Source organism: Actinomyces naeslundii (genome assembly GCF_001956585.1).
Classification (GTDB): Bacteria; Actinomycetota; Actinomycetes; order Actinomycetales; family Actinomycetaceae; genus Actinomyces; species Actinomyces naeslundii.
This window is the reverse complement of record NZ_MSRR01000009.1, coordinates 161,608-174,804: the sequence shown is the minus strand read 5'-3', so window position 1 is coordinate 174,804 and position 13,197 is coordinate 161,608. Positions and strand designations below refer to the sequence as shown.

Annotated in this window: 10 protein-coding genes; 6 read left to right on the top strand and 4 right to left on the bottom strand. The window is 67.9% G+C overall.

The genetic code is table 11. The annotated features are described in order from the left end of the window. Positions 1-7: 7 nt before the first annotated feature. Positions 8-1,102 (bottom strand): NAD-dependent epimerase/dehydratase family protein, encoded by a 1,095-nt coding sequence (locus tag BKH33_RS05405; protein WP_003781366.1) that lies wholly within the window; start codon positions 1,100-1,102, stop codon positions 8-10. Positions 1,103-1,169: 67 nt separating this feature from the next. On the opposite strand from BKH33_RS05405, the gene BKH33_RS05400 reads away from it, so the two are divergent. Further along, positions 1,170-1,817 (top strand): TetR/AcrR family transcriptional regulator, encoded by a 648-nt coding sequence (locus BKH33_RS05400; RefSeq protein ID WP_100219009.1) that lies wholly within the window; start codon positions 1,170-1,172, stop codon positions 1,815-1,817. Positions 1,818-1,903: 86 nt separating this feature from the next. On the opposite strand, the gene BKH33_RS05395 is transcribed toward BKH33_RS05400, so the two are convergent. Continuing rightward, positions 1,904-2,563, bottom strand: coding sequence for a GOLPH3/VPS74 family protein (locus BKH33_RS05395; RefSeq protein ID WP_003781361.1), 660 nt, complete (start codon positions 2,561-2,563; stop codon positions 1,904-1,906). 561 nt (positions 2,564-3,124) lie between these two features. Between BKH33_RS05395 and BKH33_RS13560 the strand changes: the two genes are divergently transcribed. The 5 genes from BKH33_RS13560 (at position 3,125) to BKH33_RS05370 (ending at position 9,377) form a co-directional block, all read left to right on the top strand. Further along, positions 3,125-3,952 (top strand): hypothetical protein, encoded by an 828-nt coding sequence (locus tag BKH33_RS13560; RefSeq protein ID WP_003781354.1) that lies wholly within the window; start codon positions 3,125-3,127, stop codon positions 3,950-3,952. Positions 3,953-4,398: 446 nt separating this feature from the next. Next, complete coding sequence (locus BKH33_RS05390; protein WP_043538941.1) at positions 4,399-8,016, top strand: DEAD/DEAH box helicase; 3,618 nt, start codon at positions 4,399-4,401, stop codon at positions 8,014-8,016. A gap of 217 nt (positions 8,017-8,233) precedes the next feature. Then, positions 8,234-8,485: a DUF4244 domain-containing protein gene (locus tag BKH33_RS05385; protein WP_003781362.1), complete on the top strand. Its 252-nt coding sequence runs from the start codon at positions 8,234-8,236 to the stop codon at positions 8,483-8,485. 209 nt (positions 8,486-8,694) lie between these two features. After that, positions 8,695-9,009: a TadE family type IV pilus minor pilin gene (locus BKH33_RS05375; RefSeq protein ID WP_076067872.1), complete on the top strand. Its 315-nt coding sequence runs from the start codon at positions 8,695-8,697 to the stop codon at positions 9,007-9,009. Next, a complete protein-coding gene (locus BKH33_RS05370) occupies positions 9,006-9,377 on the top strand; it encodes an Rv3654c family TadE-like protein (protein ID WP_003784265.1) in 372 nt (123 codons plus the stop codon). The genes BKH33_RS05375 and BKH33_RS05370 overlap by 4 nt, the downstream gene beginning before the upstream one ends. A gap of 24 nt (positions 9,378-9,401) precedes the next feature. On the opposite strand, the gene BKH33_RS05365 is transcribed toward BKH33_RS05370, so the two are convergent. Further along, positions 9,402-11,462 (bottom strand): ABC transporter ATP-binding protein, encoded by a 2,061-nt coding sequence (locus BKH33_RS05365; protein WP_076142627.1) that lies wholly within the window; start codon positions 11,460-11,462, stop codon positions 9,402-9,404. Beyond that, positions 11,459-13,192, bottom strand: coding sequence for an ABC transporter ATP-binding protein (locus BKH33_RS05360; protein ID WP_003784480.1), 1,734 nt, complete (start codon positions 13,190-13,192; stop codon positions 11,459-11,461). Before BKH33_RS05360 ends, BKH33_RS05365 begins: the two co-directional genes overlap by 4 nt. Between the last annotated feature and the right edge of the window lie 5 nt (positions 13,193-13,197).

Below are 13,197 nucleotides of genomic sequence, written 5' to 3'. Positions count from 1 at the left end.
CGCCGAGCTAGGGGAGCATCTGCTCGACCATCTCCTCCAGTGACGCCTGCACCGGCCGGTAGCGGGTGCCCAGCTCGAGGCGGCTCCGCGAGGCGTCGGAGCGGACCGTGTAGCCCACGTTGCGTCGAATATAGGTTCGAGTCTGTCCAAGTCTGGGTGCCATGGCCACTACTACTGGCCGAGGCAGGGCGCGCCGTGGCAACGGGAGCGATCGGCCGAAGCGCGGCAGCAGAGTGCTTGTGAGCGCGAAGATGTCGGTATCCTCCGCGGAGGCGATGTAGCGGCCGTGGGCCTCGGGCAGGAAAGCGGCGGCGATATGCGCCTGGGCCACCTCGCGAACGTCGACAACGCTGATGCCCACGCGCGGCGCCCCGAGGCGAGCGGTGCCGTCGATCATCATCCGGATCGTGGAGAAGCTGTCGCTGGTTGGGGCGCTGCCCAGAGAGGGGCCGAGGATCATGGACGGGTTGATGGTTACCAGCCTCCACCGATCCTGCTCTGCGGCCAGTCGCCACGCCTCCTTCTCCGCGAGGGTCTTGGAGTAGGGGTAGGGCTCATGGGACAGGGAGGAGGTGGTGTTCCAGCAGGTCTCGGTCAGGATTCGCCCCGGGTATCCCTCGATGTCCGCGGCGTCGCCGTACATGGCGGCGATGGAGCTGGTGAGGACCACTCGCGTGACCGATGGTGTGCGCCCCACCCCGGTCAGCACGTTGCGGGTTCCTTGCAGCGCTGGGGTGACAAGGTCTCGTTGGGGATCCTCGACTGTGCGAATGAATGGCGAGGCCGTGTGGATGACGACTGCGCACCCTTCCATGGCCTGGTCGTAGGAGCCGGGCTGGAGCAGGTCGCCGGCGAAGAGGCGCAGAGTGCCCGGTGCCTGCTCGGCCATGCGGTTCAGGTGGGCCACCTTGTTCGTGTTCTGGGGGTCGCGCACGGCGGCATGGACGGTGACGCCGGCGTCGAGCAGGCCCTTGGTGACCCAGCTGCCCAGGTAGCCGGTGGCGCCGGTGATCATGACGGGGCTGCTGGTGTCGACCGGGATGCCGCTCAGGTCGATGGTGGAGTCGAAGTCGTTGATGTTGTGTGTGTCCGAGGATCGCATGGCCGCAGCCTGACAGTCTTAGGAAACGAAGTCAATCAGTTTCGCTATTGGTCGGTACGATCGCCCCATGAACGCTGTGGGCTCACAAGCACCGAGGAGCAGGCGCACTCCGGGGCGGCCGGTTGACGCCGCTCTGGGGCCGGCGATCATGCTGGCCGTGCGTGACCTCCTGGCCGAGAGCGGCTACGCCGCGCTGACGACGGCGGCCGTGGCCCGGCGCGCGGGCGTCTCGACCGCCACCCTCTACCGCCGGTGGCCCACCAAGCGCGAGCTCGTCCTGGCCTCGACCAGGCGCATGATCGAGACCGGCGTGGCCGACGAGGCTATGGGCTCCGGTGCCGCCGTGGCCGAGGACTTCGATACCGGTTCGCTGCGAGGGGACCTGCAGGCCTTCATCGCCCACAAGAACCGGGCGCTGTCAGGGGCCACGGGTCAGGCGGTGCTCTCTCTTCTGGGCGAGCTGCCGCAGGACCCGGAGCTCAAGGAGCTGCTCGTCGGGGAGCTCCTCGCCGCCACTCGCTCTCACCTGGAGCAGATCCGGGACCAGGCCCGGGCGCGCGGTGAGGGTGCCTTCGACCTGGATCCTCATGCCGGAGCCCGGCTGGTCCTGGGGGCTGTCCTCGCCGGGATCGCCTTTGCGGCCGGAGATGACGGGGCTGAACCGTTGTCCGACGTCGAGCAGGAGCTGCTGCTTCGGGCCCTCGGTTGCGGGTGATGTGGCTTGGTGTGCTGCCAAGAGGGCGCCGGCCGTCGATGACCGGTCGGCCACGAGGGCGGGTCTCTGCGGTGGGGTGGCCCCGATCAGTTGGTCGACACCGCCACTGCGCTCGTGGCCGCGATGATGGCCATCGTCGTGGCGTCCACGGCCCGCTGCACCGCGCGGCCCACGGGGCTCGCCCCGGAGATCTCCTTGATCCGGTGCTTGAGCTCACCGCGGCTGAGTCCGGTCTCCTGCTGCGGAAGGACGACCGGCGCGATGTTGAGTGCCTGCAGGATCGCCAGCAGGGCGACGTCGGGTCCGGTGGGCGGCTGCACCCCGCGCAGAGCGCCGTCGATGCGCTCGCGCAGCAGCCGCTCGGGAACGGGGTCGAGCGTGGGGTAGGTGGGGCTGAAGGATCCGAACAGTCCGCCCGTGTGGATGCGGATGACTCCGGTCGTCTCCAGGGATGCGGCGATGTGGCGAGTGGGGTTGAGCTTGCCCCATGAGACCACGGAGGAGAAGCGCTTGCCGTCCTTGGCGGGCAGAACCGTCAGCGCCCAGTCCAGCACGGGGTGCCCGGTGGGCCCCGAGTTGATGATGTAGACGCGGGGGCTGCGTTCCTCGGTCAAAGAGATACGGCCGGCCAGCAGCAGGTCGGTGAGCAGCGCGCCGGTGAGGCCGTAGGCCGGGTAGGTCATGCGACTCTCGGGCTTTCCGGAGTCCTTGGTCAGCAGCAGGAACAATTCTTCACAGATCAGCATCGCATTCATGGGTCCAGTACAACGCGCCGTGACCTGTTTGTGATCCCTCGTAGGTGCGAGATCCGGATCCGGGGCGGGTCCTTCTTGAGGGGGAGGCGCTGGGGCTTGAGCCATGTCCTCATAGTCGCACCGAGGTGTGCTGAACTTGCTCTTTCACAGAGACGCGGAGGCTCACCGGTTCCCACCGGCGAGCCCCCGCGCCCGAAGCCGTTGCTTCCTTCGGATCTCCCTGGCCCTCCCAGGTTCCGATGGATCGAACAGGCTAACTATGTTGCATGCCTGTCGGCTCGGTAGCGCTTGGCATTCCAGACCCGAACCCACTCCTTGTGGCGGATCGTTCCTGCTTCCGCGTCATGAAGATAGCATAGCACTGTTCAGCCGTTCTTCCCCTAGATTTCAACGCTAATGGCGGTTCAAGGATGTGAATCTACGGAGAGACATGATCCTTAGTGCTGTTGTTTCAGTGTACTTTGGTGCCGATACACTGCTACACTTGTGGCGGACAGTAAGTAGATCTGCGTACCGCGTTGTACCACCAAGAAGCAGCAAAGAGGGATCAAAGTGACCGAAGTCACAAATAGTTGGGATGTGTTGGCTGAGCGCGCGAAAGTTGAGCGCACAAGCCTGCTTTCGCCTGCATCGCAAGAAGCGGTCAATCGGCTGGCTGAACGAGTGCGTCGCCGCGAGAGGGGCGCTCTTGTAAGAAATAGTTTTGTTCGATACTTCGGAAAAGATGAAAAAGGGCGCCCACCGCTTTCGCTCCTTGTTGGCGTGAAAGGGAGAGGTGGTGGTGAAGTTGCTCTAAAATTATATCTAGCTTTGCTTTGGTTAAGTTCTGGGTACGGGCATACTAGTGAACTCGAGGCTGGTGACTGGGCGCAAATTCTTGATCTCGGGCCGCTTGAAAAAGGGGCTAGGAGAGTTAGGAAGGCGCTGGAAATACTCGAGAGGCATCAACTTATTGCGATTCAAAGACGTCCAGGAAAATCGAACGTGGTGAGGTTGCTGCGAGACGATGGTTCGGGGAATAAATACTCTCTCCCCAAGGGGAGGGGTGAGGCGGATAGGTATTTCAGTGTTTCTGCCGAATTGTGGACCCGGGGCCTTATTCAGGGCATGAGTGCTGCCGCCCTTGCGATGCTTCTCGTTGTGCTAGAAGAGTCGTTTGGCAGAAATCAACCTCAGTGGTGGTCTCCTCGCGTGTTTTCCGAACGTTTCTGCATTAGTCCGGATACGCGCACTAAAGGCATAAAAGAACTTCGGGATGAACTGCATCTTATTGTTGAAATGAGTCAACGACTTCGAGAAAGTCCTGGCAAAAGGTCGTCATTCACTGCGAGACGTCGACGAAAAGCTTACCTCTTAGTAAACGAAGCTCGATACGCATGAACAAATGCTGTCGTTTCAAAGTGGTTTTGGCCTATCGAAAACCTATTCCTTGATGATTCTGTGGATCGACATTGCTGTTTGTCAGTGTTAAATATAGCGATAAGGCTTATTCGTCGGACTCGTTGCGGTGATTGTCGGGGTTGGGGTGGTTTCGATCAGTATTTACGCAGTGGATGTGGGTGCTGCGGAGGTGCTCGGAGTTATGACGAGAACCGTAGGGTTCCAGAGTTGTCCGCTAGTCATGCCGGCTGGGGTGCTGGTCGTGTACGCTGCGTGGACACCGAGCGACTCGTGAGCTAAGGGATGATGGCAGATCTGACCACACGTTCTTATGAGTAATCCTCAAAGTGTTTATCTAAGCGTAGATTGTCGGCCTGTTCGCGCTGGGCGTTCGATCGGTGCTCATGGTGCCCGAACGCGTCGTACCCCGCGTCTAACCTGGGGTCATGGCGCGCGCTATTCGGCATGACGACTGGCCGGTGAGGCTCACTGATGACCAGATCATCAGTCGGGTCGGCCGCGGGGCCTTCCAGCGCGGCCTGGACTACGCGCGCAAGGGCCGGGTGCGGGGCATCGGCGTCGCCGGGGACGGGGACATCATCAGTGCCCAGTCCAAGGGCTCGGGCGCCCGCATCTATCAGACCATGGTCTTCCGCAAGCAGCACGACCAGAGGGGCCCGGAGGCCTGGGTCGGCAACTGCTCGTGCCCAGTGGGCGCCAACTGCAAGCACGTGGCCGCCCTGCTCATCACGGCGCGTTCCCTGGCGCAGGAGGAGCCCGACGTCGCAGGCCCGGCCGGTCAGGTCGCTCCCTGGGAGAGCCGTCTGGCCGGCCTGCTGCAGCTGGAGCGCATGCCGCACCGTCGGATGGCCCTGGAGATCATCGACGACACTGGCAGCATGTGGGGCAACCCTGCCGGCCCATCCATGCTCCCGCTCATCGGGGGCAAGCGCGGCTGGAACCGACAGGGCGCCTCCTGGAGCCAGATCGCCTCCGGTGGGCTCGACGACGAGGCGGACCCCGAGGTGATCGGCGTCCTGCGCGAGCTGGCCGGTATGGCCGGCGGCTACGGCTTCTACTACGCCGACGACCGCGTCTCCCTGATGACCGCGCCCGCCCGCGTCTGGGAGGTGCTGCGCCGCGGAGTGGCGGCCGGCCTGACCCTCACCACCGCGCAGCGCCACGGCCGGCCCGTCCACCTCGCCGAGGGTCTGCGCGGCGGTGTCCACCTCATCCGGGAGGGCGACGGAGGCGTCGTCGTCGCCCCCGCGCTGGAGATCGACGACGTCGAGGAGATCAACCGCCAGCAGGTACCCGGGATCGAGCTCGATCTGACGCTCATGCCGATTGGCGACCCGGTCCACGGCTTCTACACGTGGATGCCCGGACGCGAGCTGCTGCTCATGCCGATCGAGCCGCGCCCCACCGAGGCGCTCTCGCGGCTGCTCCTGGGTGAGAGGGAGACGATCACTATCCCGGCCGGAGACGTCGAGCGCTTCGAGACCGAGCACCTCGAGGCCCTCACCCGGGCGCTGCCGATCCTGTCCGCCGACGCCTCCATCCGCCTGCCCCGGCCCACGACGCTGCGCGCTGCGCTCGCGGTCCACGTCGACGCCGACGAGCACCACCTGACCACCGAGTGGTCCATCCGCTACGTCTCCGAGGACGGCGAGGTCCGGCACGGTCACGGCGTCGGGGACCTCGCCGAGGCCGCCGAGGGCCGCATCGAAGACGGGGCCGCCGGCCGAGACGTGGAGGGGGAGACCCGCCTGGCCCGCGAGGTCCTCAACCGCCTGCTGCCCCTGGCCGTCCAGCACCCGGCCGTCTGGCACTCCCTGGACCTGCGCGGCATGGCCACGGCCCGCTTCATGACCGAGACGCTGCCGGTCCTGCGCGAGCTGGAGGCCTTCGACGTCGAGGTCGACGACGACGTCCCCGACTACCGCGAGGCCGCCGACGCCCCGGTCATCACCACCAGCGTCAGTGACGACGAGGACCGCCCCGACTGGTTCTCCCTGTCCGTGCGCGTCCACGTGGGTGAGGAGGAGATCCCACTGGCGCCGCTCATGGCGGCCGTGGCCGCCGGTGAGCCCGAGGTGCTCCTGGAGTCGGGCACGTGGGTGAGCATCGACCGCCCGGAGATCGAGACCTTGGCCCGCCTCATGGAGGAGGGGCGCGAGCTGGACGATCCGCAGGCGCACGGCACCCTGCGTGTCAGTGCCCTGCACGCCGGCTACTACGAGGTACTGGAGTCCCTCGGCATCATCGAGCGGGCGACCGCGCGCTGGAAGGAGCGGGTCGGGCGGCTGCTGGAGCGGGCGCGCGCCGCCGAGGCCGCTGCTGAGCACGACGCCGTTGCCGATGCCGGGGGCAGCGCCGGCGGGACGCCCGTGCCCGAGGGACTGCGGGCGACGCTGCGCCCCTACCAGCTCGAGGGCTACCGCTGGCTGGACTTCCTGCGCCAGGCTGGCCTCGGCGGGGTCCTGGCCGACGACATGGGACTGGGCAAGACCGTCCAGGTGCTCGCCGTCGTCCAGCGCCTCGTTGAGGAGCGTGAGAAGGTCGAGGGGCAGGTGCCGACCGACGTCGGTACCGGCGAGGACAGCGAATCGACTGACTCCGACGAGCTGAACGAGCTGAACGAGCCGGACGGGATCGGGCCGGTGCTCGTCATCGCACCGACCTCCGTGGTCGGCTCCTGGGTGGAGCAGGCCGAGCGCTTCTGCCCGAACCTGCGGGTGCGGGCGGTGACGCGGACAGCCGCCAAGCGCGAGGAGGCCCTGGAGCGGATCGCGGAGGGCTCCGACGTCGTTGTCACCTCCTACACGATCGCGCGGCTGTGCGAGGAGGAGTTCGTCGCCCAGGACTGGGCCTGGGTGGTGTGCGACGAGGCCCAGTTCGTCAAGAACCGTACCTCGGCCACCTACAAGGCCGTGCGGCGGCTGCGGGCGCCGTCGACCATCGCGATTACGGGCACGCCGCTGGAGAACTCGCTCATGGACCTGTGGGCGCTCATGAGCATCGCGGCGCCGGGGCTCCTGCCCGATCCGGAGCGCTTCGGACAGGTCTACAGAAAGCCGATCGACCGCGGGGACACCGAGGCACTGGAACGGCTGCGGCGCCGGATGCGGCCCTTCCTGCTGCGGCGCACCAAGGAGCAGGTGGCCGCGGACCTGCCGGCCAAGACCGAGCAGGTTCTGGCCGTCGAGCTGGGCGCCAAGCACCGCAAGGCCTACGACCAGCGCCTGGCCCGGGAGCGGCAGAGGATCCTCGGGCTGCTGGAGGAGGACACGGCGCAGTCGCGCTTCATCGCCCTCAAGGCGCTGACCACCCTGCGGCAGATGGCGCTCGACCCGGCGCTTGTCGACGGCGACGGCGGGAATGACGGGTCAGGGACGATAGCGGCCCGCGGTGCGAAGGGTGTGAAGGACAAGGCGGCCGCCACCCCTCCCGAGGCACAGCGGAGGTCCGGTCGGCGGCCGAGCCCGTCGGCCAAGGTCGAGGTACTGCTGGAGCACCTGGGCTCCATCGTCTCCGAGGGACACCGGGCCCTCATCTTCTCCCAGTTCACGCGCTACCTCTCCGGCGTGCGCGAGCACCTGGAGGATGCCGGTGTACGGACCGCCTACATGGACGGCTCCACCCCCGACCGGCAGAAGGTCATCGACGCCTTCCGGGCCGGCGAGGCCGACGTCTTCCTCATCTCCCTCAAGGCCGGTGGCTTCGGGCTCACGCTTACCGAGGCCGACTACGTCTTCCTGCTGGACCCGTGGTGGAACCCGCAGGCCGAGGAGCAGGCCGTCGACCGCACTCACCGGATCGGCCAGGACAAGCCGGTCATGGTCTACCGGCTCGTCTCGGCCGACACCATCGAGGAGAAGGTCATGGCCCTCAAGGAGAAGAAGGCCGAGCTCTTCGCCCGGGTCGTTGAGGGTACCGGCGACGTCGAGGCCGGCGGCGAGGGCGCCGGAGGGCCGGCCGGGGTTGCGGGTGCGGCGGGCGCGGGTGGCCTCAGCCCTGCGGCCCTGACCGCCGCCGAGATTCGCGAGCTCATCGAGGGCTGAGGCTCTCGACGCCGGTGAGGGCCTTTCACGTGGCCCGGCGGATCGGCTGAGGCGTGGGCGTCCCAGGGTCCACAGGCTCGGGACTGCAGGTGGTCTCCACAGGGCTGAGAAGCCCCTGAGCGCGCGGGCTCGGGATGGACCGATTCTGTTGGGGCGGGCACAGCGCCCGCTGGGGAGCAGCGGTGCGCTGGTCCCCATCAACCAGAGGAGAACCACCATGAGGAGACCCACGAGGACCACTCTGCGCGCTCTGCGCACCAGTGTGATGCTGGCCCGCCCGGGCGACGTGTCGGCACTGCCGACCCGCTTGCGGCGCCTGGTGTCCCGGGAGGAGGGCATGGCCACCGCCGAGTACGCCATCGGGACCTTGGCGGCCGCGGCCTTCGCCGGCCTGCTGCTGGCGCTCATGCGTTCGGGCAGCCTGAGCGGCGCCCTGCAGTCCATCATCGAGTCGGCGCTCTCGGTGTGATGTGCGGCGTCATCGCAGTGGGTGGGCGCGCTCGCCCCCGAAGGGTCCGGCTGCCCGGCGGTGGCCGACGTCGCCGCCCGGGCCCCGCCTCCCGCCGGCCTTCCGGCCGGGCGGAACCGCATCCGTCACGCGGGTGCCCGTGCCATCGAGACGCTGAGTCCGGCGGTGGGTCCAGTGGCCCGGACGAGTCCGGGCAGGGCGAGCAGGGGATGGTGACGGCGGAGACGGCGCTGTCGCTGCCTGCAGTCGTCCTCGTGCTCCTCATCGTCCTGGCTGCCGTCAGCGCCGGCGTCACCCAGCTGCGGGTGGCCGACGCCGCCCGCACGGCCGCCCGACAGGCCGCCATCGGACAGGACGACTACACCGGCGCGGCCCAGCGCGTGGCCGGCGGGGTGAGCCTCGGTGTCGAGCAGGGCGAGCTCACCTGCGTCACCGCTGCCCGTCCCGTGCCCGGCCCACTGGGCGGGCTGGGCCTGACGGCGCGCGCCCGGGCCTGCACCTACACCGAACCGAGCAGCCCATGAACCGTCCACGAAGGGATGAGCGCGGCTCGGGGACGGTTTACGCCCTGGGTGTCATCGCGGTGCTCCTGGCGGCCGCGGTCGGCATCGCGGGCCTTATCCAGGCCCAGAGCGCCACCGGCCGGGCCCGGGCCGCCGCCGACCTCGCGGCCATCTCCGGTGCCACAGTCCTGTCCTCGGTGGTCGCCCCCGGCGACCCCTGCGCCATGGCCGGACGCGTCGCCGCCGCCAATGGCGCCTCGGTGAGCGCCTGCTCCGTGGCCGGCGAGGACGTCACGGTCAGCGTGACTGTTCCCGCGACGATCCTCGGCCTGCCCCGCCAGGCCGCCGCCCAGGCCCGCGCCGGCCCCGTCGACGCCCCGCCCGGCTGAGCTCAGCGCGCCCCGGCCCGAGACTCAGTCCTCGACGGCGACGGTGGCACCGTTGGCGAACTGGGCCGCGTGGAGCCTTGCGTAGGCGCCGTCGGCCGCGATGAGCTCATCGTGGCTGCCCTGCTCGACGATGTCACCATGCTCCATGACCAGGATGGTGTCGGCGTCGCGGATAGTAGACAGACGGTGGGCGATGATGAAGCTTGTGCGGCCCTCGCGCAGCGCATTCATGGCCTGCTGGACCAACAGCTCGGTGCGGGTGTCCACCGAGCTGGTGGCCTCATCGAGGATGAGCACTGCCGGGTTGGCCACGAAGGCCCGTGCGATCGTGAGCAGCTGACGCTCACCGGCGGAGATGTTGGCGGCGTCCTCCTCCAGAACCGTGTCGTAGCCCTGTGGCAGGGCCTTGATGATGTGGTCGACGAAGCACGCCCTCGCGGCGGCCTCGACCTCCTCATCGGTGGCCCCGGGGCGTCCGTAGCGGATGTTCTCGCGGATCGTGCCGGCGAACAGCCAGGGGTCCTGCAGGACCATGCCGGTTCGACGGCGCACGTCGTGGCGCGTCATGGTGGCGATGTCGCGCCCGTCGAGCAGGATGCGGCCGCCGTCGAGCTCGTAGAAGCGCATGAGCAGGTTGACCAGGGTGGTCTTGCCCGCTCCCGTGGGCCCCACGATCGCGACCGTGTGGCCGGGGTCGACCCGCAGCGACAGGTCCCGGATGAGCTCGACCTCCGGGCTGTAGGAGAAGCGCACGTGCTCCATCTCGATGACACCCGGGCCCCCCGGAGCCTGCCCGCTGGGGTGGGTCGCAGAATCCCGGCCGGCGCCCTCCGGGGCGACATCGTCGGGCCGCTGCTCCTCGGCATCGAGCAGCTCGAAGATCCGCTCGGCGCTGGCGGTACCGGACTGCACGGCCGTGGCCATGCCACCGAGCTGGCCCAGGGGCTGGGAGAACTGCTGGGAGTACTGGATGAAGGCCTGCACGTCGCCCAGGCGCAGCGACCCGGAGGCGACCATGGCGCCGCCGACCACCGCAATGGCCACGTAGTTGAGGTTCCCGATGACCAGCATGACCGGCATCATGATCCCGGAGAGGAACTGCGCGCGCAGGGAGGCCCGGAAGAGCTCCTCGTTCTCGGCGGCGAAGGCCTCGCGCACCGAGTCCGTGCGCCCGTAGACCTGGACCAGGGCGTGTCCGGAGAAGGACTCCTCCACCCGGGTGTTGATCTTGCCGGTGCGGGCCCACTGGTGGGTGAAGGCCTTCTGCGAGCGCGGCCCGATCACCCCGAAGACCACGCCCATGAGCGGGAAGATGATGAGCGCCACCAGTGCCAGCTTCCAGGAGATGGAGAACATCATCCCCAGCACGCCCACCACCGTGAGGATGGAGGTCAGCGCGCTGGACAGGGACTGCTGAAGGGTGTTGGTGACGTTGTCGACGTCGTTGGTCAGGCGGCTGAGCAGCTCACCGCGCTGGACGGTGTCGAAGTAGCTCAGCGGCAGGCGGTGGACCTTGTCCTCCACCTGGGCGCGCAGACGGTAGAGGACCTTGACCGTGACGCGGTTGAGGAGCCAGCCCTGAAGCCAGTTGAGCAGGCCCGAGCCCACGTACAGGGCCAGCACCACCGTCAGGATCTGCCCCAGGCGGGTGTAATCGATGCCGGCGCCGGGAACGACGTCCATGGCGGAGAGCATGGAGGCGAAGTCGTCCATGCCTCGGGCTCGCAGCATCTCGACGGCCTGGGCCTTGGTGGTGCCGGCCGGCAGCATCGTGGAGACCACGCCCTCGAAGATGACATTGGTGGCCTGGCCCAGCACCTTGGGGGCGGCCACCGCCAGCACCACCGTGCCCACGGCGGCCAGGGCCACGACCACCAGCGAGATCCGGTGGACGCCCAGCAGGCCGACCATCCGCTTGAAGGAGGGCCAGAAGGCCTCGGCCTTGCCCGGAGGCGGTCCGTCGTGCCAGTCGCCCGAGGATGCCTGCGTCTCGGCGGCCAGCTTGAGGTCCTCCTCGCTGAGCTCGTCGGGGTCGACGGCGGTGCTCGTTCCGGTGCTTGCGTTGCTACTCGTGCTGGTGCTCATGCTGCGGCCTCCGCTCCGAGCTGGGAGGTGACGATCTCGCGGTAGACGGGGCAGGTGGCCAGCAGCTCGGTGTGCGTGCCGCTGCCCACCAGGTGGCCGCCGTCCAGGACGAGGATCTGGTCGGCCTCGGTGATCGTGGAGACGCGCTGGGCCACGATCACCTTCGTGATGCCGGCCGTGGCCGGCCCCATGGCCTCGCGCAGCCGCGCGTCGGTGGACACGTCCAGGGCCGAGAAGGAGTCGTCGAAGATGAGGATGTCGGGGCGGCGCACTAGGGCCCGGGCGATGGCCAGGCGCTGACGCTGACCGCCCGAGACGTTGGTGCCGCCCTGGGCGATGGCCGCCTCCAGGCCCCCGTCCATCGCGGAGACGAAGTCCTTGGCCTGGGCGACCTCCAGGGCCTTCCACAGCTCGTCGTCGGTGGCCTCCTCGCGCCCCAGGCGCAGGTTGGAGGCCACGGTTCCGGCGAACAGGAAGGGCTGCTGGGGGACGAGCCCCATCTGGGCCCACAGCGCCTCGGGGTCGGCCTCGCGCACGTCGGTGCCGCCGATGAGCACCTGCCCGCTGCTGGCCTCCAGCAGCCGGGACAGCAGCCGCACCACCGTGGACTTGCCCGACGCCGTCGAGCCGACGATCGCCGTCGTCGTGCCGGGCTGAACGGTGAAGCTCACCTCCGCCAGGACGCGGGCGTCGGCGTCGGGGTAGACGAAGGTGACGTCACGCATCTCAACCGTTCCGGGGGCCGGGAAGGTGTCGACGGCGTCGGGGGAGGAGGTGATGGTCGGCGCCGTTGCCAGCACCTCGCTGATGCGCTCGGCGCATACGGCCGCGCGCGGAATCATGATCGTCATGAAGCTCGCCATGACGATGCCCATGAGGATCTGCATGAGGTAGGACATGAAGGCGATGAGGGTGCCCACCTCCACGTCGCCGTCGCCGACCTGGTGCCCGCCGAACCAGATGACGCCGACGATCGTCACGTCCAGCACAAGCATCACCAGTGGGAACAGCAGGACGAAGAGCTGGCCCACGCGCTCGCCGACCCGGGCGATGTCGGTGTTGGCGTCCTCGAAGCGCTCGGTCTCGGCCTGCTCGCGCACGAAGGCTCGGATCACCCGAATGCCGGTGAGCTGCTCGCGCATGACCCGGTTGATGGCGTCGAGCTTGTCCTGGTAGGAGCGGAACAGGGGCAGCATCCGGCCCACGATGAGGCCCACCGCCACCAGCAGAACCGGCACCGACACCCCGATCAGCCACGACAGGCTCGGGGCGCGCGTGATCGCCATGATGATGCCGCCCACTGCCATGACCGGTGCCGTCACCAGCATGGTGCAGCCCATCATCACGAGCATCTGAACCTGCTGGACGTCATTGGTGTTGCGGGTGATGAGCGACCCCGCCCCGAAGGCGGTGATCTCCCGCTCGGAGAAGCCGCTGACCCGCTCGAAGACCTCTCCGCGCAGGTCGCGGCCCATGCTCATGGCGGACCGCGCCGCGAGATACGTCGCCGCCACCGAACACACACCCTGACCGACGCTTACCACCAGCATGAACGCGCCCATTCGCCAGATATAACCGGTGTCCCCGGTGGCCACACCCTTATCGATGATGTCGGCGTTGAGGGTGGGAAGGTACAGAGAGGCCATCACCTGGGCGAACTGAAGCACCAGAACGCACAGAAGCAGTCCCGTATACGGTCGCAGGTGCCTGCGCAGTAATCGAACGAGCATGCTGG

What these genes read in the sequence shown, in the direction of transcription:
- BKH33_RS05390 (WP_043538941.1), top strand. Translation starts at nt 4,399, where the DNA reads ATGGCGCGCGCTATTCGGCATGACGACTGGCCGGTGAGGCTCACTGAT.
- BKH33_RS05395 (WP_003781361.1), bottom strand. Translation starts at nt 2,563, where the DNA reads ATGCTGATCTGTGAAGAATTGTTCCTGCTGCTGACCAAGGACTCCGGA.
- BKH33_RS05360 (WP_003784480.1), bottom strand. Translation starts at nt 13,192, where the DNA reads ATGCTCGTTCGATTACTGCGCAGGCACCTGCGACCGTATACGGGACTG.
- BKH33_RS05385 (WP_003781362.1), top strand. Translation starts at nt 8,234, where the DNA reads ATGAGGAGACCCACGAGGACCACTCTGCGCGCTCTGCGCACCAGTGTG.
- BKH33_RS05405 (WP_003781366.1), bottom strand. Translation starts at nt 1,102, where the DNA reads ATGCGATCCTCGGACACACACAACATCAACGACTTCGACTCCACCATC.
- BKH33_RS05400 (WP_100219009.1), top strand. Translation starts at nt 1,170, where the DNA reads ATGAACGCTGTGGGCTCACAAGCACCGAGGAGCAGGCGCACTCCGGGG.
- BKH33_RS05370 (WP_003784265.1), top strand. Translation starts at nt 9,006, where the DNA reads ATGAACCGTCCACGAAGGGATGAGCGCGGCTCGGGGACGGTTTACGCC.
- BKH33_RS05375 (WP_076067872.1), top strand. Translation starts at nt 8,695, where the DNA reads ATGGTGACGGCGGAGACGGCGCTGTCGCTGCCTGCAGTCGTCCTCGTG.
- BKH33_RS05365 (WP_076142627.1), bottom strand. Translation starts at nt 11,462, where the DNA reads ATGAGCACCAGCACGAGTAGCAACGCAAGCACCGGAACGAGCACCGCC.